Here is a 23,654-nt window from a genome sequence, read left to right as displayed (position 1 = left end):
ACGCCCCGCGATGCGACGCCCGGGTCAGCCCGCGCCCTCCGTGAGGTCGCCCCGCAGCCGTCGCGCCCGCAGCACCAGGAGCATCTCGAAGCGGCGGTCGGCGTCGTCCAGCGCGGGCCCCCACAGTTCGCGGATCTGGCGGAGCCGGGAGCGGGCCGTCTGAGGGTGGATGCCGAGGCGCTGCGCCACCTCGGGCGCCCCGCCGGAGGTCTCGATCCAGGCGAGCAGCGTCATGGCGAGGCGCCGCTCCTGGGCCGGGCTCATCCCTTCCAGCGGGGCCAGCAGGCGCACCGCGGCCGCGTCGATCAGCTCCTGGGAGGGCAGCAGCACCAGTTCCTCGGTGCGCTCCGTGCAGTGCAGCACCTCGCCCGGGGGCAGCTGTCCGCTCTCCACGAGGCGTACGGCCGTCTCGGCCCAGCGCAGCGAGACCGCCGCCGACGCCAGCGGCACCGACGGCCCGATCGCCCCGGACCAGCCGGCGGCGGCGCGGCTGAGGAGTTCGGCGCGGCCCGCGGTGTCGGGCTCCGGGATCACCAGCCGGGGGCGCTCGCTCTCCATGTCGAGGAGCACGCCCTGTTCGAAGGCGGGGGCGACCGCCTCCCGCGCCGGGCGGATGAGCAGGCCCACGGCGACGGTCTCCGGCACCTCCCAGCCGATCCGGGCGGCGCGTTCGCCGAGCACGTCCGCCGGTTCGCCGCGGTGCTCGGCCAGCAGCACGTCGATGAGCCTGCGCTGCAGGCGCAGCCGTTCGCCCGCGCGGCGGGCCTCGGCCTCGGCGTAGCCGCGGAGCGACTGCTCGACGAGCCCGTCCAGGTAGGCGAACCCGGACTCGGCCACCTCGTACATGGCGGCCGGGGCGATGTCGACCTGCTGGCCGATCTCCGCGAACCGCCGCCAGGCGAGACGCATGCCGAGGCGGTAGACGGCCTGGAGGGAGTCGAGGCTGCGCCCGACGCGCACCTCGCCCCGCCCGAACTCCTGGAACATCACCGGCGGGACGCGGGGATGGTGGGCGCCTGCCGCGAGGTTGTGGACGAAGCCCTCGATGGCCCGCCGGATGCCGACGAGGGCGAGCGGGGTCCCGGAGTCGTCCTCGACGAGGCGCAGATGGGGGAAGGCCCGGCGGATCTCCGCCAGGATCGAGTCCGCCAGCTCGCCCGACTCGGCCAGCAGCCGTGACGAGAAGCGGTCGGCCTGGGACTGCGGCACCTCGCTCCACGCGGAGCGGATCACCGGGCGGGCGGGGCGGTGTCGTAGCTGACGAGCGGTGTGTTCGGCTGCTCGGGCGGAGTGTTCAGCAGCGCCACTGCTCCGTACGACGTGGCGACGGCGAGGGCGGCCGCGGCGATCACGGTCACCGCGGCTGCGAGCGTTCTGCGCATAGTCGGGTCAGCTCCTTGCTGGAGACGATCCCACCGGTCGCCGGCCCCCACCGGCTGAACGCACAGTGTCGACATGACATTGACAATCCGTCAAGAGCGGACCTACCGTCGGGGCGCCTGAGGGCTGACCGGCCCGGGGTCCGTGCGCTCCTTCTCGACTGCCTCGATCCAGGAGAGCCCGGATGCGCCGCACCGCTTCACCGCTGTCCCTCGCCCTGCTGGGCGCCGGGACGTTTCTGCTCGTCCTCGCACCACTGCTGCTCGCCCATGTGCTGCCGCAGGCCAAGCGGACGCCCGTCGACATCGACACGACCACCGTCTTCACCGGCACCGGCAGCTACTTCGACACGGCGCGGCTCGCGACCGTGGACGGGGAGCGGATCACCATCACCCGGCAGGTGCGCGGCGACGTCGCCGACAGCCTGCGCAGCGGCCACGCCGTCTGGGACGTCTCCACCTCCGTCGACACCGACCGCACCCTGCCCGCCGCCGATGTGCGCGACTCCCTCCAGTGGACCCTGGAGCGCTGGGTCACCGACCGCGTCACCAACGAACCGGTGCACTGCTGCGAGGAGTCGCCCGTCTTCGACGGCGAGGCGTACCTGAAGTTCCCCTTCGACGTGGAGGAACGCGGCTACCGCTGGTGGGACGGCACCCTCGGCGGTGTCGTCCCGCTCCGGTACGAGGGCCGCACACGGGTCCAGGGCCACGAGGGTCTGCGCTTCACGGGCACCGTCGCACCGACCCGCACCGGGGTGCGGCAGGTGCCCGGCCGGCTCGTGGGCCGCCCGCGCACCCCCCAGGTGCTGGCCGAGGAGTGGTACGCCAACAGCGGCATCGAGCTGGTGGCCGACCAGCGCACCGGGCGCATCCTGTACGCGGCGATCGGACCCCGCAAGACGCTCCGCGCGCCGGGGTCGGACGAGGACGCGGTGGTGCTGCTGGCCGGCGCGAAGATCGCCTTCACCGAACGCACCCAGCGGCAGCAGGTGGCCCTCGCCTCGGCGGACGGCAGAAAGCTCGCCCTGCTCTCCGGGCCGGTGCCCGCCGGGGCGGGCGCGCTCGGCGCGCTGCTCGCGGTCGCGGGCGCCGTCCTGCTGGTCCGGGGCCGGGGTTCAGGGCGCCGGGACGAGCAGGGGCCCGCGGTACTCACCTGATGACGAATCTGCTCACCCGAGTTCGGGCGAAGTTGTCATACCGGTGAGTAGCCGCGCGACGATCACCTGACGAACACTGACGGTCCCCACCTCAGCACGTTCCCCACCGGTCGCCCCCTCCCTGTCCGCCACGACCCCGGTCCGCCACCGGACCACCCCGAGCCCCACCGCGCACCACACCCACCGCGCACCGCCACCCACACGCCCCACCGCGCACCACACCCACCGCGCACCACACCACCACCGCACCGCCCCCACCGCGCACCGCCACCCCGATCACCACCGCGCACCGCCACACCACCTGCCCCGCGGCACGCCGTCCGCCGGCCCGCCGTCCACCGGCGGGCCGCGCGCGGCCCGTGCCGGCCACCGGGCCCGCCGCGGCCCGGCCCCCGCCACCGGCGGTGCCGCAACCCTCCGCACCCAGCAACGAGTTGGAGCACGCAATGCCCCAGCACGTCCGTCCGCCACGCCTCGCGGCTCCGCCGGCCGCGAGCGCGCACCCGCCCGCCGCCCCGTCCGACGGGAACGTGTCCCTTCCGGCGCCCGGCGCCGTCGCCCCACCCCGGCGGATCGTCTTCCTCGCCCACCGCGACCTCGGAAACCGGTCCGCGGGCGGCTCCGAACTCCTCGTCGACCAGCTGGCCACGGGACTCACCGCCGCCGGCCACGAGGTCACCCTGCTGTGCGGGGGACCGGCCGCGCGCCGCTCCTACCGGGTGGTGTCGGCCGGCTCCGAGTACGGCCACTTCCTCGGCGCCCGGTCCGCGTTCGCCCGCCGGATCGGCTCCTGCGACCTGCTGGTCGAGGTGTGCAACGGGATGCCGTACCTCGCCCCGCTCTGGCACCGCGGACCCACCGTCTGCCTGGTCAACCATGTGCACACCGATCTGTGGAGCATGCGCTTCCCGGGCCCGGTCGCACGGTTCGGCCGGCGGCTGGAGCACTGGGCCCTGTCACGGGCGCACCGCGGCAACCTGCTGGTCGCCGTGTCGCCGTCGACGGCCGGGGAGCTGCGGGCGATCGGCGTCCCCCAGGAGCGCCTGAGGGTCGTGCACAACGGCGTCGACGAACCCGGCATGCGCACCCCGCGCTCGGCCGCACCCCAGTTCACCGCGCTCGGCAGGCTGGTCGACTACAAGCGCCTCGACATGCTGCTGCGTCTGTGGGAACGGGTGCGCCCGGTGACGGGCGGCCGCCTGGTGATCGTCGGGGACGGCCCCGAACGCGCCCGGCTGGAGCGGCTGGCGGGCCCCGGCACGGTCTTCACCGGCCGGGTGTCGGAGGAGGAGAAGCACCGGCTGCTCTGCGAGTCCTGGCTGCTGCTGCACCCCGCGGCGGTCGAGGGCTGGGGCCTGGTGATCACCGAGGCCGCCGCCCGGGGCACCCCGGCGATCGGCTTCGACGTGCCGGGACTGCGGGACTCCGTGCAGGACGGCGTCACCGGCGTCCTGGCCCGGGGCGAGTCGGCGTTCGCCGCCGCGTGGTGCACCCTCGCGCTGGACCACGCCCGGCGCGAGGAGATGGGCAAGGCCGCGTCCGAGCGGGCCGCCGCGTACCGGTGGGGCGCCACCGTCGCCGGGTTCCGCGCGGTCGCGGCCGAGGCGGTGGCCCGGTCCGGGGCGCCGGGGGGCGCCCCGGACCCGGCGTCCCCGGGCACCGCCGCGCACGGCGCCCGCCCGGGGCGGCAGCCGCACCCCGGCGTGCAGGACCGCCCCGGACGGGGCACGGGATCCGGCGGTGCACGCGCGTGAAGGACCCCTCGTTCCGCCGCTCGCTCGCCCTCTTCCGCGCCTTCATGCGCGAACAGGACGACCCGGCGACCGCCTACACCCTGCTGGCACGCGACGCGGCCGACCAGGTCGAGCGGTACATGCGCCTCGACGGCCGGGTGGTCGCCGACGTGGGCGGCGGGGCGGGCCACTTCACCCGCGAGTTCCGCCGGCGCGGCGCACAGAGCTACCTCTTCGAGCCGGACCCGGCCGAACTGGACGGCGCCCCGCGCGAGGTGACGGTGCTGGCCGACGGCTACCTGCTGCCGCTCGCAGACGGCGCCGCCGACCTCTGCTTCTCCTCCAACGTCCTCGAACACGTCGCCGACCCCGGCACCTTCCTCAGCGAGATGGCGCGGGTCACCCGGCCGGACGGCCTGATCTACGTGTCCTTCACCAACTGGCTCTCCCCGTGGGGCGGCCACGAATGGGCGCCCTGGCACTACCTCGGCGCCGACCGGGCGCGCAGGCGCTACGAACGGCGCACCGGTCGGCCGGCCAAGCACCGGCTCGGCGACAACCTCTTCCCCATCGGCGTCGGGCAGACGCTGCGGGACGTCCGCGCACGGGACGACGTGCGGATCGTCTCGGCCCGCTCGCGCTACTGGCCGGTGGTCCCGGAGCTCGTGCCCCGGCTGCCGTACCTGCGCGAAGTCGCCACCTGGAACCTTCTCCTCATTCTCCGGCGGTGTCCATGACCAGCACGCTCCCCGCCCGTCCCCCCGCCGCGCCACCGGGCCCCGGCCCCTCGGCGGCGACCGGCCCGGCGGCCCGTCCCCGCTCACGGCGCTGGCTGCTCGGCTTCTGGGCCGCCGCCTTCGCGGCGTTCCTGGCCGCGGCGCCGGGACGGATGACGTTCGAGACCAAGCTCGGCGTGGTCACCGACCCCTGGCGCTTCATCACCGACCTGGGCAGCCTGTGGCACGACCGGGCGGGCTTCGGCGGGATCGCGGACCAGTACGTCGGCTACGCCGTCCCGATGCTGCCGTTCCACGCGGCGGCCGACCTCGTCGCGATGCCCGTGTGGCTGGCCGAACGCCTGTGGCTCTCCCTCGTGGTGACCTGCGCCTTCTGGGGCGCGCTGCGCCTCGCCGAGCGGCTGGGCGCCGGCTCCGACCGCAGCCGGCTGCTCGGCGCGGCGGTCTACGCGCTGTGGCCCGCGTACACCGTCGTCGTCGGCTCCACCTCGGCCGCCGCCCTGCCCGGCGCCGTACTGCCCTGGGTGCTGCTGCCGCTCGCCGACGCCCGCTTCTCGCCCCGCGTGACCGCGGCGCGCTCGGCGCTGATCGTGCCGCTGATGGGCGGGGTGAACGCCGCCTCCACGCTCGCCTCCCTGCTGCCGGTCGGCCTGTACCTGCTCAGCCGGCCGGCCGGACCGCGCAAGTGGCCGCTGATCGCCTGGTGGGCACCGTTCGTGGTGATGGCCACCGCCTGGTGGATCGTCCCGCTGCTGCTCCTCGGCACCTACGGCGAGAACTTCATGCCGTACGTGGAGACCTCCCAGACCACCACCGCCACCATGTCCGCGACCGAGGTGCTGCGCGGCGCGGGCAACTGGGTCGCCTACCTCAACTTCGGGGAGGCGTGGCTGCCGGCCGGCTGGGCCGTGGCGACCTCGGCCCTGATGATCGGGTGCTCCGCGCTCGCCGCCGCCCTCGGGCTCGCGGGGCTCGCCCGCCGGGACCTGCCGGAGCGGCGCTGGCTGGTGCTCACCGCCGCGACCGCCGCGCTGATCACGCTCGCCGGCTACGGCGGCGCCCTCGGCGGACCGTTCCACGGCGTCGTGCAGGACCTGCTGAACGGACCCCTGGTGCCGTTCCGCAACATCTACAAGTTCCAGACCGGCCTCGCGCTCGCGCTCGCACTCGGCCTCACCCACCTGGCCGCGCACGCCGCCCCGCCACGGGTACGGCGCCTCGCCCCGGCGCTCGCCGCGTTCGCCGTGCTGCCGGGCCTCGCCCTGCCGTACCTCACGGGCGCGATCCTGCAGCCGGGATCGTTCCAGAAGCTGCCCGCGTACTGGGAGACCACGGCCGACTGGCTGGCGGAGAACTCCGCCGACGACCGCGCCCTGGTCGTGCCCGCGACCGCCCACGGCATCTACACCTGGGGATCGCCCGTCGACCAGCCGCTCGACGTGCTGGCCTCCTCGCCCTGGGCGCAGCGCGACTACGTGCCGTTCGGCACCCCGGGCAACCGGCGCGCGATGGACGCGGTCGAACAGGCGCTCACCACGGGCGGCGAGGTGCCGGGCCTTGCCGCGTACCTCCACCGGGCGGGTCTCCACTACGTCGTCGTGCGGGGCGACCTCGACCCGGACCAGCTCGGCCACGTCCCCACCGCCACCGTGGTGCGCACCCTGGAGGCGTCCGGCTACCGGCGGGTGACCGGGTTCGGCCCGGTGACGACCGCCGGACGGATCGCCGACGACACACCGGTGCAGGTGGAGGCGCTGTTCCCGCGCCGCCGCGCGGTGGAGATCTACGAGCCGCCCGCCGACGTCGACCGCCCCGGCCGCTCCGCCGTCTCCCCGGCGGCCCGGACCGCCGTCGTCAGCGGCGGCCCCGAGAGCCTGCTGCCGCTGGGCGCCGACGGCACCCTCGACGGCCGGCCGGCGGTCCTCGCCGGCGACCGGCACCCCGGCGTCGAACGGCCGCCGCTGTACGCGGCCGGCGACGGCATGCGGCGCGCGGACACCCGCTTCGGACTGGTCAACTCCGGCACCTCGCACACCTACACGGCCGACGAGCGCAACCCCGCCGGATCGGTCCAGGACCCGGACGCCGCACCGCGCCGCATCCTGCCGCTGGAGGGCGAGGAGCACCAGACGACCGCCGTGCTGCGCGGGGCGGCGAAGGTCACCGCCTCGTCCGTCGGCAACTGGCTGTTCCACCTGCCGCAGTACGACCCGGTGAACGCCTTCGACGGCGACCCGGAGACCGGCTGGGCGGAGGGCTCGCCCGGCTCGCCGCAGGGCGAATGGGTGCGGATCGACTTCGCCGCACCGACCGCGGTCCCGGGCACGCTCCGGCTCACGCCGCTGCCGAGCGGCAACGTGCGCGCCGCGCCGACCTCCGTGCGGGTGGAGACCGACCTGGGCAGCCGGGTCAGCCCGCTGCGCCCGGACGGCACCGCGCAGGACGTGGCCGCGCCCGCCGGACAGGCCGCCTGGCTGAAGGTCACCGTCCTCGACTCCCAGCAGGGCCGGCCGGGGCTCACCGGCGCCGGCTTCGCGGAGATCGCGGTCCCCGGCGTCCAGGTGACCCGGATGCTCCAGCTGCCCGCGGACGCACCGAAGGACCCCGGCGACGCCGTGGTCTACTCGCTGCGGCGCGGCAGCGACCCCGGCGGACTGTCCGCCGTCGCCGCCGAGGCAGGACTGCACCGCCAGTTCGACGCGGCCAGGTCCGGCGACTACACCCTGCGCGCCACGGCGTTGCCGGTGCCGGGCGAAGCCCTGGACGAACTGCTGTTCTCCCTCACCGGACAGCGCGAGAAGATCCTCGTCTCCGCGGACTCCACGGCCCGCCTCGGCACCGACCTGAGCCCGCGCAACCTCACCGACGGCGACCTCACCACGGCGTGGATCGCCGGCGAGCGGCCGGTGCTGCACCTGCGCTGGCCCGAGAAGACCTCCGTCGGCGAGATGGTCCTCGCCGGGGCGGGCGGTCTGTCGACCCGCGCGGAGCAGGTGCAGATCAGCTCGCCGGACGGGACGGCGGTCGCCGCCGTGGACGAGAACGGCATGGCGCGGTTCGCCCCCATCACCACCGACCGGATGGACATCACCATCTCCCGGCAGGCCCCGCTGACACTCCACAACCCGGTCGCGGACGACCAGTTGCAGCTCCCGGTGGGACTGAGCGAACTGCACATCCCGGCACTGGAGAAGTACCGGTCCCCGCGGCCCGACCCGGAGAAGACGTTCAGCCTGCCCTGCGGCAAGGGCCCCGTCGTCTCGGTGGACGGCCAGTTCCTCGAGACCCGGGCCGAGGGCCGGGTACGCGACCTGACCGACCGCAGGCCGATCGCCGTGTCGCTCTGCACCGACGGCAGCCGGGTCGCACTCGACCGGCGCACCCACACCGTGGAGGCGGGCGACACGGGCCCGCTCGCCGTCGACTCCATCACCCTGACCAGCGGCGACACGGCCACCGAGGCCGCACCGCGCGGGGCGGGCACCCTGTCCGGCGACGGGGACCGGCGCACCGTCCGGGTCGGCGCGGGCGAGGCCGTCTACCTCCAGCTCCACGAGAACCACAACGCGGGCTGGAAGGCCGAACTCGACGGCGAGGAGCTCGCACCGGTGCGGCTCGACGGCTGGCAGCAGGGCTGGCTGGTACCCGAGGGCGACGGCGGCACGGTCACCCTGACCTACGAGCCGTCCCGGATCTACACCGCCGGGCTGACCGGCGCCGCTGTGCTGCTCCTGGCCCTGGCCGCCCTCGCGGTGGGCCGGCGCCGCCCGGACCACGCCGGCCCGCCGCCGGAGCCGCCCGCCCCCGGTCCGCTGCTGGGCGCCGTGGTGCTCGGCCTCGTCGCCGTGGCGGTGGCCGGCCCGGTCGCCCTCGTGGTGCCGGTCCTCGCCGTGGTGGCCTGGCTGCGGCCGGGACTCCTGGTGCCGGTGGCGTTCGCCGCCATGACCGCGGCGGGCGCGGTGGCGCTCACGGGCGGCGCGGAGGGACCCGCGGAGGGCCGCGGGGCCTACGGCGCCCTCGCGCAACTGCTCGCCCTCACCGCCCTGTTCGCGGCACTCGTCTCCGTCGCCCGGGACACCCGCCCCCGTGCGGCCCACCGCGCGGGCGGACCCCACCGGGCGGCCGGACCCGCCGGCCCGCCGGGGGACCGGGACGAGGCGGCCCCGCCGCCCGGCCCCGCGGACGCCCCGGTCCCCGCCGCCGGGCCGGGCCGCACGATCGGTCTCCGCAAACCGCCGTCACCATCCGCGACCGCAGATCCGCACGAGGGAGGTACCGGGCGATGACCGCACTGCACGAACCCGCCGGAGCACCCGCCCGCGGCGGGACGGGCCCCCGGGGCACCGGCACCGTGCCGTTCTCCGTCGTGGACGAGATCGCGCGGCACTGCGCCGACCCCGCCGAACCGGACACCGTGCACATCGAGATCCACCTCCCGGGCCGGCCGGACCCCGCCCGGCTGCGCACGGCCGTGGACGGCGCGCTCGCACGCCACCCCCGGGTGCTCGTACGGGAGCGGGCACCCCGCCCGTACGCCCTCCGCCACGTCTGGGAGCTGACCGGCACACCCGACACCGGGACCGTCGCGTACCCGCCCGCGGCGCCGGGCGCACTCGCCGCCGCCCGCCGCCGCGCGCTGGCCGAGCCGCCCCCGCTCAGCGCCTCGCCGCCGCTGCGGCTGGAGGTCGTCCAGGAGCCCGGCCGCCCGGGCTGCGTCCTGCTGTTCACCCTCCACCACGCGGCACTGGACGGCCCCGCCTGCCTGCGGATCGCCGCGACAGCCGCCGAACTGTACGCCGGTGAGACGGCTCCCGTGCCCCCGCCCGCCGCCCGTCCCGCCGCCGGCCCGGCCGCGCCGCCGCCGGTACCGGGCGCCGCGTACGCCCGCCCCGCCCGGGTGGCCGCCGGCACCCCCGGCCCGCCCGCGCCCGGCAACGGGCTGGACGTCTGCGAACTCCCCGTCCCCGGACGGAGATCCGGCGCCCCCTACACGGTGAACGACCAGCTCATGGTGGCCACGGCGCTCACCGTCGCGGAGTGGAACCGGCTCCACGGCGACCCGGGGCGGCGGCCGCTGAGGATCACCATGCCCGTGGACGACCGCCCCCGCGGCCCCGAGATGCCGATCGGCAACGGGACGCGGCTCGTCGAGGTCCCGTTCTCCGCCGAGGAGACCGGTCCGGGCGCCGACCCCCGGGAGCTGCTGCGCCGCACGGCCGAGCGCACCCGGGCGCTGAAGGCCGCGCCCCGGCCGCCGCTCGGCCCGGCGGCGGCGCTGCTGACCGCCCCCGTCGTCCCGGTCGCCGTCCGGGCCGCGGCGACCCGCGCGCTGCGCCGCGCCGCGGGGCCGTGGACCTCCACCACCCTGCTCAGCAACATCGGCCGCATCCCGTACCCACTGGACTTCGGCGACGCCGGCCGGGCGAGCGCCGTCTGGTTCTCCGCCCCGGCGCGGATGCCGCGCGGACTCACCTTCACCACCGCCTCCACGGGCGGGAAGCTCCACCTCGCCCTGCGCTGGTCCCGCGCGCTGCTCGGCGACGGGGACGGCGCCCTGCTCCGCACCCTGTTCGCCCGGCGGCTGGCCGCCACGGAAGCGGGGGTCCGGTGAACGCCGCGCCGCCCCCGAGCCTTCGGGACTTCTACGAGAACCCCGCGGTGCCCGTCGCGTCCGGCGACGCCCGCAGCAGCCGCCAGGCCCGGCAGCTGGCCGACGCGCTGCGCGCCACCCCCGGAGCCCTGGTCCTCGACGTGGGCTGCGGCGACGGCACCGCGGCCGCCACGGCCGCGCCCCACCTCGCCGGCCACCGGATCGTCGGCGTCGACTGGTCGCAGGACGCGCTGCGCCGCGCCCGCGGCCGGGTCGACCACGTCGTACGCGGCGAGTTCGAGCGGGGCGGCCTGCCCTTCCCCGACGGCTGCGCCGACGCCGTGCTGTTCAGCGAGGTGATCGAGCACCTGGTGGACCCCGACGGGGCCCTGGACGAACTGCGGCGGGTGCTGCGCCCCGGCGGCCACCTGATGCTCTCCACACCCAACCTGGCCGCCTGGTACAACCGCGGCCTGCTCCTCGCCGGGGTCCAGCCCGTGTTCTCCGAGGTGAGCCTGCGCGGCATCCACGGCCGGCCGGGGACGGAGGTCGTCGGCCACCTGCGGCTGTGCACGGCCCGCGCCCTGCGCTCGCTGCTCACCGCGTCGGGCTTCGCGGACGTGCGGCTCACCGGCGCCCCGTTCCACGGCGTGCCGCGCGGGCTGCGGCTGCTGGACCGCGCCGCGTGCGCCGTCCCGTCGGCCGCGTCCATCCTGCTGGCGCACGCCCGGCGGAGGTAGCGATGTGGTGGGGGGTGGGAGCGGCACTCGTCGCCAATCTGCTGTACAGCGTCGGCTTCGTGCTGGAGAAACGGGCACTGGGACGGCTCCCGGCGCTCTCCGCCGGGCGCCCCGTGCGCACCGTCGCGATCCTCGCGACGAGCCCGGCGTGGATCGCCGGATCGCTCGCCCTGGCCGCCGGGTTCGCCGCCCAGCTGGTCGTGTACCGGACGCTGCCGATCGCCGCGGCCCAGGGCATCTTCGTCTCCGGCCTGGTGATCCTGCTGCTGCTGTCGTCGGCGGTCCTCGGCGAGGAGCCGTCCGGCCGGGAGCGCAAGGCGCTCGGCGCCGTGCTGGTCGCCCTGCTCATGGTGGTCGGCTCCGTCCGGGAGGGCCGGGACACCGTGGGCACCGGGGCACCGGCCGGCCTGGTGCTGCTGGTCTGCGTCCCGGCGCTGGTCGCCGGGGTGTGGCTGTACGGGCAGGTCGAGAGCCGCTCCCGCAGACGCCACCGGGTGCCGACGAACGGCATCGGCTACGGGGTGGCCGTCGGCCTGCTGTACGGCGTGAGCTCCCTGGCGATCAAGGGCCTCTCGGGGCACCTGGCGGGCGAGGGCGTGACCGAGGCGGCCCGTGCGCTGCTCGCCTCCCCGTACCCGTACCTGCTGCTGGTGACGGCGGGCGCCGGGCTCGTCATGTCGCAGACCGCGCTCCAGCGCTGCCGTGCTTCGCTGATCGTGCCCGTGTGCACCACCGTGACCTGCCTGTTCACCGCGGTCCTCGGGACGATCGCCTTCGGCGAGTCGCTGCCCGAGGAGCCGCTGCCGCTGACCCTGCGGATCGCGGGGACGGCACTCGCCCTGTCGGTGCTGCTCGCCATGGACCGCCACGACCCGGCACCGGACGCCCCGCCCGCGCCCGGAGATCCCGCGCCGCCGCCGGCGCGCGAGCCCGCCCCGCCGCCTCCCGCCCCCGCCCGGTCCGCCGCACCTGCCCTCCCCGCGCCTCCCCTTCCATCCCGTCCCCGACCGCGCCCCGCGCCGCCCCAGCACCCCCGGCGCCCGTTCCGATTGGAGTCGTTCCATGAAGCCCGACGACCCGCTGCTGAAGATCCTCGCCTGTCCCCTGGACAAGGGGCCGCTGACGCTCCTGCCCGGCCAGGACGTGCTCCTCAACCCCCGCCTCCAGCTGAGATATCCGGTGGTGGACGGCATCCCTCAGCTGCTCCCGTCCTCCGGCGTCCGGACGGCGGACGGCACGGTCCCCGGTGACGGGACGGCGGGGGAGTGACCACGCTCGCGGCGGCGGTCGCCTCCCGGCTCCCGGCCCGCTGGGTCGGCGCGGCGGCCCGCGCGCTCTACCCCCGCCTGGAGCCCGAACTCGCCCGGCTCGCCGACTACTGCCCGGCCCACGGCACGGCCGTCGACGTCGGCAGCTGGTACGGCCCCTGGGCACGGCGGCTCGCGGCCCGCTGCGACCGTGTCGTCGCCGTCGAGCCCGTGGCCCACCTGGCACGCCATCTGCGCGGCGCGCTGCCCGGCAACGTCCGGGTCGTGCACGGCGCCGCCTGCGACCGCGAGGGCACCGCCCGGCTCTGGCTGCCCGAGGGCGACCAGGGTGACCGGGGCCTTTCGTCGCTGACCCGCAGCGGCGTCCACGACCACAGCGTCGAGGTGCCCGCGCTCACCGTCGACGGACTGGGCATCGCCGACGCGGTGTTCGTCAAGATGGACGTGGACGGCGGCGAACTCCCCGCACTGCGCGGCGCGCACGGCGTGCTCACCCGGCAGCGCCCGGCCCTGCTGATCGAACTGGAGGCGCGCATCCAGCCGGTGGCGCCCGTGGTGGACCTGCTCACCGGGCTCGGCTACCGGGGCTGGGTGCTGCCGGGCCGCTCCTGGACCGCGCTGGCGGACTTCGACCTGACGGCCCACCAGGAGCGCACCGAGCACCTGGTGCACCGGACCATGCTGCGCCGCGCCCTGTCCCCGGGCGGAGGCCGACCCGGCGACCGTGGCGCACCGCCGCGGGAACGGTACGTCAACTCCGTCCTCTTCCTCCCGGCGGACCGCGAGCCGCGGCAGCCGCAGGGCACGCGGGGCGGCTGACCCGGCCGGCGGCCCGGGCCCCGGGGTTCGCGTCCGGATCGGGGCACGCGCTCCCCGGCGGATCGGCGTGCGGCGTCGGATGCCTGGGGCCTCCCCGGGCCCACAGGGTGCAGGGGGCGCATCGTAAGGCGGAGAGTCGTCCTGATACCGGGTGTACGCGGGCGATTCGACAACGCGGCGAGGTGCCGTGGCTGTGTCGTGCGCCCGCCGGGGACTGCGGGACAGCCCTCGGGCTCCGGCACAGGACGATCACCGTGAGGCACGCCACCGGGGACGACCTGCCCGCGCTGCCTGCGCTCCCCGCGGAACCGAACCCGGACGACGTGCCGCTGCCCCAGGACACGGCGGCCGCCGTGCGGGCGGACATCGGCGCCCGGCGCGGGCGCACCGTCCTGCCCGCCGAGGCCGGCGGCGCGGTCGTCGGCACCGCGGACCGCACGGTGCTGCCGCACCTCACCCGGGGCGGGCGGCCCGTCCTCCTCGTGGAGAACGCGGTGGTCTCGGCCGCCTGCCGGCGCTCGGGCGCGGGCAGGCGGTTGCCGGAGGAGGCGGTGCGCCCGGGCGAGGCGGCCGGCTGCTGCAAGGCGCAGCTGCTCGCCGCCGACGACGCGTACGTCCACACCGTCCACACCTTCTGCGCCGCCTGCGGAATCCGGCCGCTCGCCCAGGGCTTCCGGCGCTGCCTCGCACCGGCCGGCCCGGCGGCCTCAGGCCGCCGGGGGCCGGGCGCCGGTGCCTGCCCGGCGGGCCGCTTCAGCGGCCGAGGTCGAGCCGGGCCGCTGCCCGCAGCAGACCGGGCGCGATCCGTCCGGCCACCCGTGCCGCCCGCGCCTCGAACGTCACCGGCACGACCGCGCGCCGCTCGGCGACGGCCCGGAGGATCTGCCGGGCGACCTTCTCCGGCGGGTAGTTGCGCCGTGCGTACATCTTCGACACCCGCTTCTGCCGGGCCGCCTGCTGGGCCTCGTCCAGACCGGAGAACGTGGTCGTCCGGGTGATCGAGGTGTTCACCACGCCGGGGCAGATCGCGGTCACCCCGATCCGGTGCGCGGCCATCTCGGCCCGCAGGCAGTCCGAGAGCATCAGCACCGCGGCCTTGCTGGTCGCGTACGCGGCGAGCACCTTGGAGGGGAGATAGGCCGCCGCCGAGGCGAGGTTGACGATGTGGCCGCCCTCTCCGCGCTCCGTCATCAGGGCGCCGAACGCGCGGCAGCCGTGGATGACGCCCCAGAGGTTGACGTCGAGGACCCGCTGCCACTCCTTCTCCGTGGTCTGGAGGAAGGTGCCGGAGTGCCCGATGCCGGCGTTGTTCACCACGATGTCCGGCACCCCCTGCCGGGCCGCGACCTCGGCGGCGAAGGCGTCGACCGCCGGGCCGTCGGAGACGTCCACCCGCCAGGCGTGCGCGGTCGCCCCCAGCTCGGCGGCCCGCGCAGCGGTCCGTTCGGCCGCCGCGAGGTCGAGGTCGCACAGGGCGAGGTCGGCGCCCTGCTCCGCGAAGGCGAGTGCGGTGGCCCGCCCGATGCCGCTGCCCGCACCCGTGACGACGGCCAGCTTGCCCGCGAAACGCCCCTGGCGCCCGGGCTCCTGCGCGGCACGGGAGGTCTGCGGGACCGGCCGGCCCTCGCGGTGCGCGACGAAGTCGCCGACCAGACGGGCCACGACGGGTCCCTTCTCCAGGAGCGCCGACCAGTGGGTGGCGTCGAGCGTGTGGCGGCGCAGGTCCGGCACCCACTGCCCGAGGTCCTCGGCGAGGGCGGCGCCGACGTAGTGGTCCCGGCTGAGGCCGATGAGCTGCACGGGGACGGCGGTCGGCCGCCGGCGGGGACGCAGCAGCCGGGGCAGCATGTTGGCCCGGTACAGGTCGATGCCCCGCACGGCGTCGTCCGCCAGGGTCGTCTGCGGGTGACCGGGCCGCGGGGAGACCCCCTCGGCGACCCGCAGCACCGTGCCCCAGCGCCGGGCGAGCCCGTGCCGCCAGGCGGCCGGCGCCACCCCGGGCAGATGGAAGGCGCCGATGTACCAGGAGTGGACCAGCTGGTCGAGCAGCTGGCCGACGTGACGCGGCGTCGGCCGTGCCATGCGCCGCCGCATCCAGTGGCCGACATGGTCGAGGCAGGGGCCGGAGATCGAGGTGTAGCCGGCGATGCGCTCCTCGGCGCCGGGCCGGGTCACCGCCTCCCAGGACTGGATGGAGCCCCAGTCATGGGCGACCACGTGCACCGGACGGTCCGGACTGACCGCGTCCGCCACCGCGAACAGATCGTCGGCCAGCAGGTCCAGCCGGTAGTCGCGGCGCCGGCCGGGCTTCTGGGACGCGCCGGCGCCGCGCACGTCGTAGCGGACCACGTGGTGGTCGCCGGCGAGGGCCGCGGCGACGTCGTCCCACACCCGGTGGGTGTCCGGATAGCCGTGCACCAGCAGGACGGTGGGCCGCCCGGGGTCGCCCTGCTCCCACACCGCGAGGCGTACCCCGGAACCGGTCACCTCGCGCCGGCGCGGCTCCGGGCCGGCCGCGGTCATCGGGCGCCCGCCGGCCGGCGGCGGGCCTGCGGCCCGGAGCGGAGGAGGGAGGGGACGCGAACGGTTCCGCGGTCGGTCCCGCGGTTGGTCCCGCGGTCGGGTGCGTGGGTGCTCATCTCGGTGCCTTCTGTCGGGGGAAGGGGCGCGTGTCGTCGGGGAGGGAGGCGGCGGTGACGATCCGTCGGGAACGGCTGCCGCGGACCGGGCCGCCCGGTGGTGCGCGGCGCTACAGGTCGAGTTCGATCCGGGAGCCCTCGGCGGCGCGCGAGACGCACACCCGCATCCGGCCCTCCGCCTTCTCGCGCTCGGTGAGCCGCCCGTCGCGGTGCTCCACCGGACCTGCGGCGACCCGCACGGTGCAGACGCCGCAGAAGCCCTGCCGGCAGGAGTACGGCGTCGCCGGATCGCGCGCCAGCAGGACGTCGAGGACGGAGGTGTCCGCCGGCACGGGGAGCACCTCGCCGCCGCGGAGCGCGACCTCGAAGGCTCTGCCGTCCCGGACGGGGGCGGCCGTGAAGCGTTCCGCGTGCAGGGCCTTCGCCCCGCTGCCGTCGAAGGCGGCGCGCACGGCGTCGAGCATCGGGCCGGGGCCGCAGCAGTAGACGGCGCGGCCGGCGGCGCGGCGCAGCAGTGCGGTCCCCGCGGGAGTGCCGTGCTCGTCGTCCGGGAGCAGTTCCACCCGGCCGTCGGCGCCCGGCAGTCCGCGCAGTTCGCCGGCGAACGGCATGGAGGCCCGGGAGCGCCCGGTGTGCACCAGACGCCAGTCGAGGCCGCGCCGGGCCGCCTCGCGGGCCATGGGCAGGACGGGGGTGATGCCGATGCCGCCGGCGAGGAAGAGCACCGCGGGCTCGGCGGCGAACGGGAAGGCGTTGCGGGGCCCCTTGACGCCGACCCGGGTGCCGGCCGGCAGCGCGTCGTGCACCTCGTCGGACCCCCCTCCGGGGCCGCCGGTGCGGCGGACGGCGATGCGGTACGCGTACCGGTCGCCGGGGTCGCCGCACAGCGAGTACTGCCGTGTGCGGCCCGAGGGCAGCAGCAGGTCGATGTGCGCCCCGGGCTGCCAGCGGGGCAGCGGCGCACCGTCCGGTGCCGTGAGCCGCAGGGCGACGACATCCTCGGCAGGGCACTCCCGGGCGCTGACGACGAGGGCGAGGGCGGCGGGGCGCCGAGCGGGGGGACGCCGGCGGGCGAGCCGGTCCGTGCCGGTGACCAGGGGCAGATACCGGTCGGAGAAGGCCGCGAGGAACCGCATCAGCCGGTCGCCGCGGTCCCGCCCGTACAGGTCGGGCGGAAGCCCCGGCTCCGCCCCGGCCCGCTGCCCGTGCACGGCATCCCGGGCCGCCGTTCCCCCGGCGGCCCCGGGGGCCCCGGGGGCTTTCCCTCCGGCGCTCGTGGGTGCGGTGGCCGGTTCGGCCCGCCGTCCGTCGGGGCTCGCGGGTGCGGCGGTCGCTTCGGGGCTCCGTCCGTCGGCGCTCGCGGGCTCGGAGGCCTGCTCGGCCCCTGGTCCGGTGGCAGTCCGGGCCAGGGACGGTGCCTGGGGCTCGGTTCCGCCGCCGGGCACGGGCGGTGCGGCCGGAGCCGCGGCGGGTGCCGGGCCCGGGGCCCGGTCCGCCGGCGGACCGGGTGCGGCGGCGGCAGGTCGGCGGCTCATCGGGGGCTGGTCCTCGTCTCGCTCGGCGGGCGTCCCGGCCCGCGGGGGAAGCAGGTGGGCGGGGAGTGGGGTCAGTGCGCGGCCGCGCGGGCGGCGGGGGAGGCGGCGAGGTACGCCACCGCCTGCCGCGTCGACCCCTCCTGCGAGGGGTGGTAGCGCGGGCTCAGATAGCGCGACGCCGAACGGGCCAGCCTGCCGAGCCCCGGCAGCACGCCGCGCCGCGCCCCGTCGGCGTACCCGCGCCAGGTGGGCTTCGCCCCGCGCGGCAGCGAGGGATCGGCGGCCATCAGGAACCGGGCGCCACGGATCCAGAGGTGGAACAGGACCGGACCGGCGATGAACAGCGTGCGGACCCGCCTGCGGTATCCGGGATCGAGGTGCCGCAGCAGGTCGTAGGCGACGCTGCGGTGCTCGACCTCCTCCGCCCCGTGCCAGCGCAGCAGATCGAGCATCACCGGATCGGCCCCGGCCCGGTCCAGACCGTCGGCGTTGAGCACCCAGTCGCCGAGGAAGGCCGTGAAGTGCTCGACGGCCGCGATGATCGCCACCCGCTCGACGACGTGCTCGCGGCTCCGTCCGGCGGGCAGCCCCGGCCGTTCGCCGAGGACGCGCCCGAAGACGAACTCCACCTGGCGGACGTACGGCTCCGGATCGAGACCCTGCGTCAGGAGGTGGTCCAGCACGCCCTGGTGGGCCTCGGCATGCATCGCCTCCTGGCCGATGAAGCCGAGCACCTCCTCGCGCAGCTTCTCGTCGGTGATCATCGGCACCGCCTCGCGGAAGGTGCGCACGAACCACCGCTCGCCCTCGGGGAGGAGCAGGTGCAGCACGTTGACCACATGGGTGGCCATGGGGCGGCCGGGAATCCAGTGCAGCGGGAGCGCGCCCCAGTCGAAGTGGACGTCACGGGCCCGCAGGACCAGGTCGTCGTGGTCTTCCGTGCTGCTCATGGACGCGTTCCTCCGTCACGACGGTGCGGGGCCGGGCGCGGGCGCCCGGGGGCAGCGCGCCTGCCGGCGCGCCCTGTTGAGGATTACTCAACAGTAGAAGTTATCGACATCCTGTCAATAGGATCGGACGCATGGCTCGACGCACCCCCGACGCCCGCCCCTCCCGGATGCCTCCGGCCGAACGCCGGAGGCAGATCCTCGAAGCCGCCCGGCGCCTCCTGGAGTTCCGCCCCTTCGACGAGCTGTCCGTCGAGTCCGTGGCCCGCGAGGCCGGCGTCTCACCCGGACTGCTCTTCCACTACTTCGGCTCCCAGCGGACGTTCCGCCAGGCCGTCCTGGAGGCCGCCGCCGACGAGGTGCTCGCCCATGTGCGCCCGGACCCCGCCCTCAGCCCGGCCGAGCAACTGCGGGCCGGCATCGCGACGTTCACCGACCACGTCACCCGGTACCCCGCGGTCTACCGTGCCGTCACCCGGCTCGGCGCCGCGGCCGGCGTCCGCACCCTGCACCGCTCGGCCCGCGCCACGCTCGCCGGCTGGCTGCACGCCGCGCTCGCCGCGTCCGGCGCTCCCGCCACCCCCGCCGTCACCCTCGCGGTGTCGGGGTGGCTCGCCTGCACGGAGGAGATGGTGCTGGCCTGGCTGGACGAGCCCACCACCGACCGCGCGGCTCTGGAGGAGCTGTGCGAGCGCAGTTTCCACCAGCTGATCCGGGCGGCCCTCGACGACGAGGACCAGTGGCTCCTGCTGAGCGAACGCGTCACGGTCCGCCCCGCCGAGCCCCCCGCGCGCTGACCCCGGGCCCGTCGCCGGGCCTCCGGTCCGCATCCGCAGGACCGGGCCGGGCATCCCCCGCCCCGTGGCTCACCAGTTCCCGATGCCCTCGAACAGCGCCTCGCCCGGCGGCCTGACGCCCTCGGCGAGCGACTGCTCCGCCCAGATCACCTTGCCGGCCGGGAGGTACCGCGTGCCCCACCGCGAGGCGAGCTGCGCCACCAGGAACAGGCCCCGGCCGCCCTCGTCGGTCGCCGTGGCGCGGCGCAGATGGGGCGAGGTGCTGCTGCCGTCCGACACCTCGCACACCAGGGTGCGGCCCGGGTCGTGCAGCAGCCGGACCGCGATCGGCCCGGTGCCGTACCGGACCGCGTTCGTGATCAGTTCGCTGAGCACCAGTTCCGTGGTGAACGCGATGTCCTCCAGGCCCCATTCGGCCAGCTTCGCACTGCACGCCGCCCGGACGGGGCCGACCGCGGCCGGCTCCGGCGCGACGTCCCAGGAGGCCACCAGCGACGGGTCGAGCCGCCGCGTACGCGCCACCAGCAGCGCGATGTCGTCGCGCCGGTGGGAGGGCAGCATCTCGTCGAACACGCTCTCGCAGATCTCCTCCGGCGTCCCCTGCGCACGGGCCGCCAGCACCGAGCGCAGCTGCTCCAGACCCGCGTCGATGTCCCGCACACGGTCCTCCACCAGACCGTCCGTGTACAGCACCAGCCGACTCCCCTCGGGGAGCACCAGCTCCGTCGACTCCACCGGCAGCGAGCCGACGCCGAGGGGCGGCGAGACGGGCACGTCGACGAAGTCGACCGTGCCGTCGGCGTGCACCAGCGCAGGCGCCAGATGCCCGGCCGACGCCAGGGTGCACCTGCCCGAGACCGGGTCGTAGACCGCGTACAGGCAGGTCGCGCCGGTGGTGCCCTCGCCGGACCGGCGCTCGTCCCGGTCCAGGTGGCCCACCAGGTCGTCGAGGCGGGTCAGCAGTTCGTCCGGCGGCAGGTCGAGGGTGGAGAAGTTGTGCACCCCGGTCCGCAGCCGGCCCATCGTCGCCGCCGCGTGCAGGCCGTGCCCGACCACGTCGCCGACGACCAGCGCCACCCGCAGACCGGGCAGCGGGATGATGTCGAACCAGTCGCCGCCCACCCGTGCCTGGGCGGGCAGGTACCGGTACGCGGTGTCGAGCGCCGGCTGGCTCGGCAGCACGTGCGGGAGCAGGCTGCGCTGGAGCGTCTCCGCCATCGTGTGCTCGCGGGTGAAGCGGCGCGCGTTGTCGATGGCGACGGCCGCCCGCGCCGCGAGCTCCTCGGCGAACGACAGGTCCTCCTCCGCGAACGGTTCCGGCCGCCGGGCCCGCCAGAAGCTGACCATGCCGAGCACCACCCCGCTGGCCTGCAACGGCACCGTGACCAGCGAGTGGACCCCGTAGTCGAGCGCCTGCGCCGCGCCCTGCGGGTCCTGCGCCCGCCACGCCTCCGCCCGCCCCAGGTCCGCCTCCAGCACCGCGTGCCCGCCGGCCATCGCCCGGGCCATCGGCGTCGCGTCGGCCACGAAGAGCACCGGGTCGCCCACCGGCTGGAACGGATGGACCGGATCCACCCCGCTGAGCGCCGCGCGCCGCATCGCCGTCGGCGGATCGGCGGGGTCGTCGCCGTGGAGCACGGCGTCCGGCAGCTCGACGGTGACGAAGTCGGCGAACCGCGGCACCGCCACCGCGGACAGCTCCTCGGCGGTGCGCACCACGTCCAGCGTGGTCCCGATCCGCACGCCCGCCTCGTACAGGATGTTCAGCCGCTCCCTGGCCACCTCGGCCGTTCCCGCCAGCGACCGCAGCTCCGTCGTGTCCCGCAGTGTCGCGACACACCCGGAACTGCCGCCGTACGGGGCGGTCGGCCGGGTGTTCACCGCGATCAGCCGGCCCCCGGCGGGGTGGACCTCGTCGGTGACCGCCCGGCCGGACAGCAGCAGGGCGGCGATCCCGTCGTCCAGACCCAGCTCGGTCACCGGGCGTCCGTCGGCGTCCGGGGTGATCTCCAGCAGGCGGCGGGCCTCGTCGTTCGCCAGCACCAGGCGGTCGTCGTCCCCGACGATCAGCACCCCCTCGCGGACCGCGTGCAGCACCGCGTCGTGGTGCTCGTACATGCGGGTCATCTCGCTCGGCCCGATCCCGTGCGTCTGCCGGCGCAGCCGGCGGCTGACGAGGGCCGCGCTGACCGTCGCCAGGGCGAGGGCCGCGGCGGCCGAGGTCAGGAACACCGGCATCTGCCGGTCGACCTGGTCGCCGACCGTCCCGATCTGCACTCCGGCGCCGACCAGGCCGATCACCTCACCGCCGGCCCCGGTCACCGGGGCGACGGCCCGTGCCGCGTCCGACGGGGCGCCCTCGAAGATCTCGGTGAACGCCCCTTCCGTCAGGGCCCGCCCGACCCCCTCGTTCACCTGGCCGACCAGGGTCGGATCGGAGTCCGCCAGGCGGGTCCCGTCGGTCGCCATGACGGTGATGAAGTCGACGCCGGCCTCCTCTCCCGCGTCCGCCATCAGCGGCTGGAGCACCGCCGACGGATCCTCGGCCCGCAGTCCCGCCGCGAGGCCGGGGGAGTGGGCGAAGGCGGCCGCGGCGGCCAGTGAACGCTCCTGGGCGGCCCGCTCGCTCTCCTGACGGGCCTGGATGACGAGGACCACCAGCGCGGCGGTGATCAGCAGCACCGCGACGACGACTTGGAGGAACAGGACCTGGCCGGCGACGCTGCGCGCGTCCAGCGCGGACCGGGTGCGCTGCCACCACGACATCCGGGCCCGCTCCCGGTGGGCCGCCCGCCCGCTCACGGCCGTGGGCCCGGGCCGTGGCCGCGCCGGGCGGACCCGCCACCTGAGGTGGCGGGGACGGCGTTCGGCGACCGCCTGCACAGCCCGACCATGGTCCCTTTCTAACATCTGGCCCCGCCCCGGTGCGCCGGTCGCGCACAGGCGGGCGGGCTGCGGCGTGGTCCGCGCGGGGTGTGCGCGGCGCGCGGGGAAGCGGGGCGACAGGTGCGGTACTGATAGGCGAATGGACCGCATCGGCAGGAAATGGCCCGCCTACACCCTTGTGGTGCCCTGGATGCTGCTCGCCGCCGCGGTGGTGCTGGAACTGGCCACCCCGGAACGCGTCAGCGCCGCCCCGCTGCTCGCCCTCGCCTGCGTCTTCGCCGGCAGCACCGCCTCCCTGCGGACGACCGCGACGGTGTCGGCCGTCGCGGTCGCGTTCGAGGTCCTCTCCGGGATGCCTCATGGGCTCTTCGAGGCCCACGAGGTCGTCGAGAACGTCTTCGTCCTGCTGGCCGGGCTGCTCGCGGTCGACCTCAACCGCCTGCTCCACCGCTACGGCCACCGCATCGAGGCCGCGGAGACCGTGGCCCGCGCCGCGCAGCTCGCCCTCCTCCCCGTCCCGCCCCGGGAGGTCGGGGGCTTCCGGATCGCCGCCGTGTACCGCACGGCCGAGGCACGGGCACGGATCGGCGGCGACGTCTACGGCGTCCAGGATTCCCCCTTCGGTGTGCGCGCCCTCATCGGCGACGTACGGGGCAAGGGGCTCGGGGCCGTGTCCACGGTGGCCGTCCTGCTGGCCGTCTTCCGGGAGGCGGCCGACGAGGAACCGGACCTGGTGGGCGTCGCCGACCGGCTGGAGCGCTGCCTCCAGCGGGAGGGCCGGCGCCGCGGGGGCCTGGAGGAGACGGAGGGCTTCACCACGGCCCTGCTCGCGGAGTTCCCGCCCGGCGGCGGCACGGTCCGGCTGCTCAACTGCGGCCACCCGTCGCCCTACACGGTGGACGCCGCCGGCATCCGGGCCCTCGACCCCGGGGAGTTCTCCCTCCCGCTGGGGATGGGCGTCCTGGCGGCCGCCGGGCGGACGGTGGACGAGCACCCGTTCCCCGACGGCACCTGCCTCGTGCTCGTCACCGACGGCATCACCGAGGCACGCAACCACGCCGGGGAGTTCTTCGTGCCGCTGACCGCCCTCACGGACTGTGCTCCGGGCGACCCCGACGCCGTCCTCGCGGCGCTGCTGCGCGCGGTGCGCGCGTGGTCGGGGCCTGCACCCGACGACGACAGCGCCGTCATGGTGGTGAACCGCTGCCCGGTGCCGGGCGGGGACCGGCACCGGGCGGGTCACTCCGTGCCGTTGTGACCGTGACGCGGTGGCCGACGGCCCGCGTTCACCCGTGCTGTTCCCGGTCCGGCATGCCCTACGGAGCGACGACCCGCGCCCGATGCCCGATCCCCGCCCCGCGACCCTCCGCGCCGCCGACGGCCGGACCACCGCGACGTCCCCGAGCGGTCGGCCCGGCCTCCGG

General features: G+C 76.2%; 16 protein-coding genes and 1 pseudogene. 11 read left to right on the top strand and 6 right to left on the bottom strand.

Annotation, left to right across the window (positions count from 1 at the left end; translation table 11 throughout):
• Nucleotides 1–24 precede the first annotated feature (24 nt).
• Both IAG43_RS01610 and IAG43_RS01605 read right to left on the bottom strand, forming a co-directional pair.
• Entirely contained in the window at nucleotides 25–1,233 is a 1,209-nt protein-coding gene (locus IAG43_RS01610; protein ID WP_187738953.1) for a PucR-like N-terminal domain-containing protein, read from the bottom strand.
• On the bottom strand, nucleotides 1,230–1,382 hold the full coding sequence (locus IAG43_RS01605) for a hypothetical protein (protein ID WP_187738952.1): 153 nt from the start codon (nucleotides 1,380–1,382) through the stop codon (nucleotides 1,230–1,232). The genes IAG43_RS01610 and IAG43_RS01605 overlap by 4 nt, the downstream gene beginning before the upstream one ends.
• 182 nt (nucleotides 1,383–1,564) lie before the next feature.
• Between IAG43_RS01605 and pgfA the strand changes: the two genes are divergently transcribed.
• From pgfA to IAG43_RS01560, 9 genes and pseudogenes are all read left to right on the top strand, one after another.
• Nucleotides 1,565–2,539 carry a cell envelope lipid trafficking protein PgfA gene (pgfA, locus tag IAG43_RS01600; RefSeq protein WP_187738951.1) on the top strand — a complete coding sequence of 325 codons (975 nt, stop codon included), beginning with the start codon at nucleotides 1,565–1,567 and terminating at the stop codon, nucleotides 2,537–2,539.
• Between the two features lie 446 nt (nucleotides 2,540–2,985).
• The gene (locus IAG43_RS01595) at nucleotides 2,986–4,293 is read left to right on the top strand and encodes a glycosyltransferase family 4 protein (protein WP_187738950.1); all 1,308 of its coding nucleotides are present in this window, start codon (nucleotides 2,986–2,988) and stop codon (nucleotides 4,291–4,293) included.
• Nucleotides 4,290–5,009: a class I SAM-dependent methyltransferase gene (locus IAG43_RS01590; protein WP_187738949.1), complete on the top strand. Its 720-nt coding sequence runs from the start codon at nucleotides 4,290–4,292 to the stop codon at nucleotides 5,007–5,009. The genes IAG43_RS01595 and IAG43_RS01590 overlap by 4 nt, the downstream gene beginning before the upstream one ends.
• A complete protein-coding gene (locus tag IAG43_RS01585; RefSeq protein ID WP_187744247.1) occupies nucleotides 5,006–9,295 on the top strand; it encodes an alpha-(1->3)-arabinofuranosyltransferase domain-containing protein in 4,290 nt (1,429 codons plus the stop codon). The genes IAG43_RS01590 and IAG43_RS01585 overlap by 4 nt, the downstream gene beginning before the upstream one ends.
• Complete coding sequence (locus IAG43_RS01580; protein ID WP_187738948.1) at nucleotides 9,292–10,620, top strand: condensation protein; 1,329 nt, start codon at nucleotides 9,292–9,294, stop codon at nucleotides 10,618–10,620. Before IAG43_RS01585 ends, IAG43_RS01580 begins: the two co-directional genes overlap by 4 nt.
• On the top strand, nucleotides 10,617–11,339 hold the full coding sequence (locus IAG43_RS01575) for a class I SAM-dependent methyltransferase (RefSeq protein WP_187738947.1): 723 nt from the start codon (nucleotides 10,617–10,619) through the stop codon (nucleotides 11,337–11,339). Before IAG43_RS01580 ends, IAG43_RS01575 begins: the two co-directional genes overlap by 4 nt.
• Before the next feature lie 2 nt (nucleotides 11,340–11,341).
• Nucleotides 11,342–12,229 (top strand): annotated as a pseudogene (locus tag IAG43_RS01570) (hypothetical protein); the annotation flags it as partial.
• 172 nt (nucleotides 12,230–12,401) lie between these two features.
• Nucleotides 12,402–12,608 carry a Trm112 family protein gene (locus IAG43_RS01565; RefSeq protein WP_187738946.1) on the top strand — a complete coding sequence of 69 codons (207 nt, stop codon included), beginning with the start codon at nucleotides 12,402–12,404 and terminating at the stop codon, nucleotides 12,606–12,608.
• On the top strand, nucleotides 12,605–13,426 hold the full coding sequence (locus IAG43_RS01560; protein ID WP_187738945.1) for an FkbM family methyltransferase: 822 nt from the start codon (nucleotides 12,605–12,607) through the stop codon (nucleotides 13,424–13,426). The genes IAG43_RS01565 and IAG43_RS01560 overlap by 4 nt, the downstream gene beginning before the upstream one ends.
• A 753-nt stretch (nucleotides 13,427–14,179) precedes the next feature.
• Here the strand turns inward: IAG43_RS01560 and IAG43_RS01555 are convergent.
• The 3 genes from IAG43_RS01555 to IAG43_RS01545 all read right to left on the bottom strand — a co-directional run bounded on the left by IAG43_RS01555 (nucleotide 14,180) and on the right by IAG43_RS01545 (nucleotide 18,550).
• Nucleotides 14,180–15,949: an SDR family oxidoreductase gene (locus IAG43_RS01555; RefSeq protein ID WP_187738944.1), complete on the bottom strand. Its 1,770-nt coding sequence runs from the start codon at nucleotides 15,947–15,949 to the stop codon at nucleotides 14,180–14,182.
• 226 nt (nucleotides 15,950–16,175) lie between these two features.
• Nucleotides 16,176–17,276: a PDR/VanB family oxidoreductase gene (locus IAG43_RS01550; RefSeq protein WP_246574028.1), complete on the bottom strand. Its 1,101-nt coding sequence runs from the start codon at nucleotides 17,274–17,276 to the stop codon at nucleotides 16,176–16,178.
• Nucleotides 17,277–17,671: 395 nt separating this feature from the next.
• Nucleotides 17,672–18,550 (bottom strand): metal-dependent hydrolase, encoded by an 879-nt coding sequence (locus IAG43_RS01545; protein WP_187738943.1) that lies wholly within the window; start codon nucleotides 18,548–18,550, stop codon nucleotides 17,672–17,674.
• A gap of 131 nt (nucleotides 18,551–18,681) precedes the next feature.
• On the opposite strand from IAG43_RS01545, the gene IAG43_RS01540 reads away from it, so the two are divergent.
• Nucleotides 18,682–19,344: a TetR/AcrR family transcriptional regulator gene (locus IAG43_RS01540; RefSeq protein WP_187738942.1), complete on the top strand. Its 663-nt coding sequence runs from the start codon at nucleotides 18,682–18,684 to the stop codon at nucleotides 19,342–19,344.
• A 69-nt stretch (nucleotides 19,345–19,413) separates the two neighbouring features.
• Here the strand turns inward: IAG43_RS01540 and IAG43_RS01535 are convergent, their stop codons facing one another.
• Nucleotides 19,414–22,110 (bottom strand): SpoIIE family protein phosphatase, encoded by a 2,697-nt coding sequence (locus IAG43_RS01535; protein ID WP_187738941.1) that lies wholly within the window; start codon nucleotides 22,108–22,110, stop codon nucleotides 19,414–19,416.
• Nucleotides 22,111–22,369: 259 nt separating this feature from the next.
• Here IAG43_RS01535 and IAG43_RS01530 point away from each other — a divergent pair, with 259 nt between their 5' ends.
• Nucleotides 22,370–23,488: a PP2C family protein-serine/threonine phosphatase gene (locus tag IAG43_RS01530; RefSeq protein ID WP_187738940.1), complete on the top strand. Its 1,119-nt coding sequence runs from the start codon at nucleotides 22,370–22,372 to the stop codon at nucleotides 23,486–23,488.
• The last annotated feature ends 166 nt before the right edge of the window (nucleotides 23,489–23,654 follow it).

The sequence above is a fragment of the Streptomyces genisteinicus genome (assembly GCF_014489615.1).
GTDB classification, from domain to species: Bacteria; Actinomycetota; Actinomycetes; order Streptomycetales; family Streptomycetaceae; genus Streptomyces; species Streptomyces genisteinicus.
The sequence above is the reverse complement of the archived record's forward strand: the minus strand, read 5'-3'. Positions and strand labels throughout refer to the sequence as shown.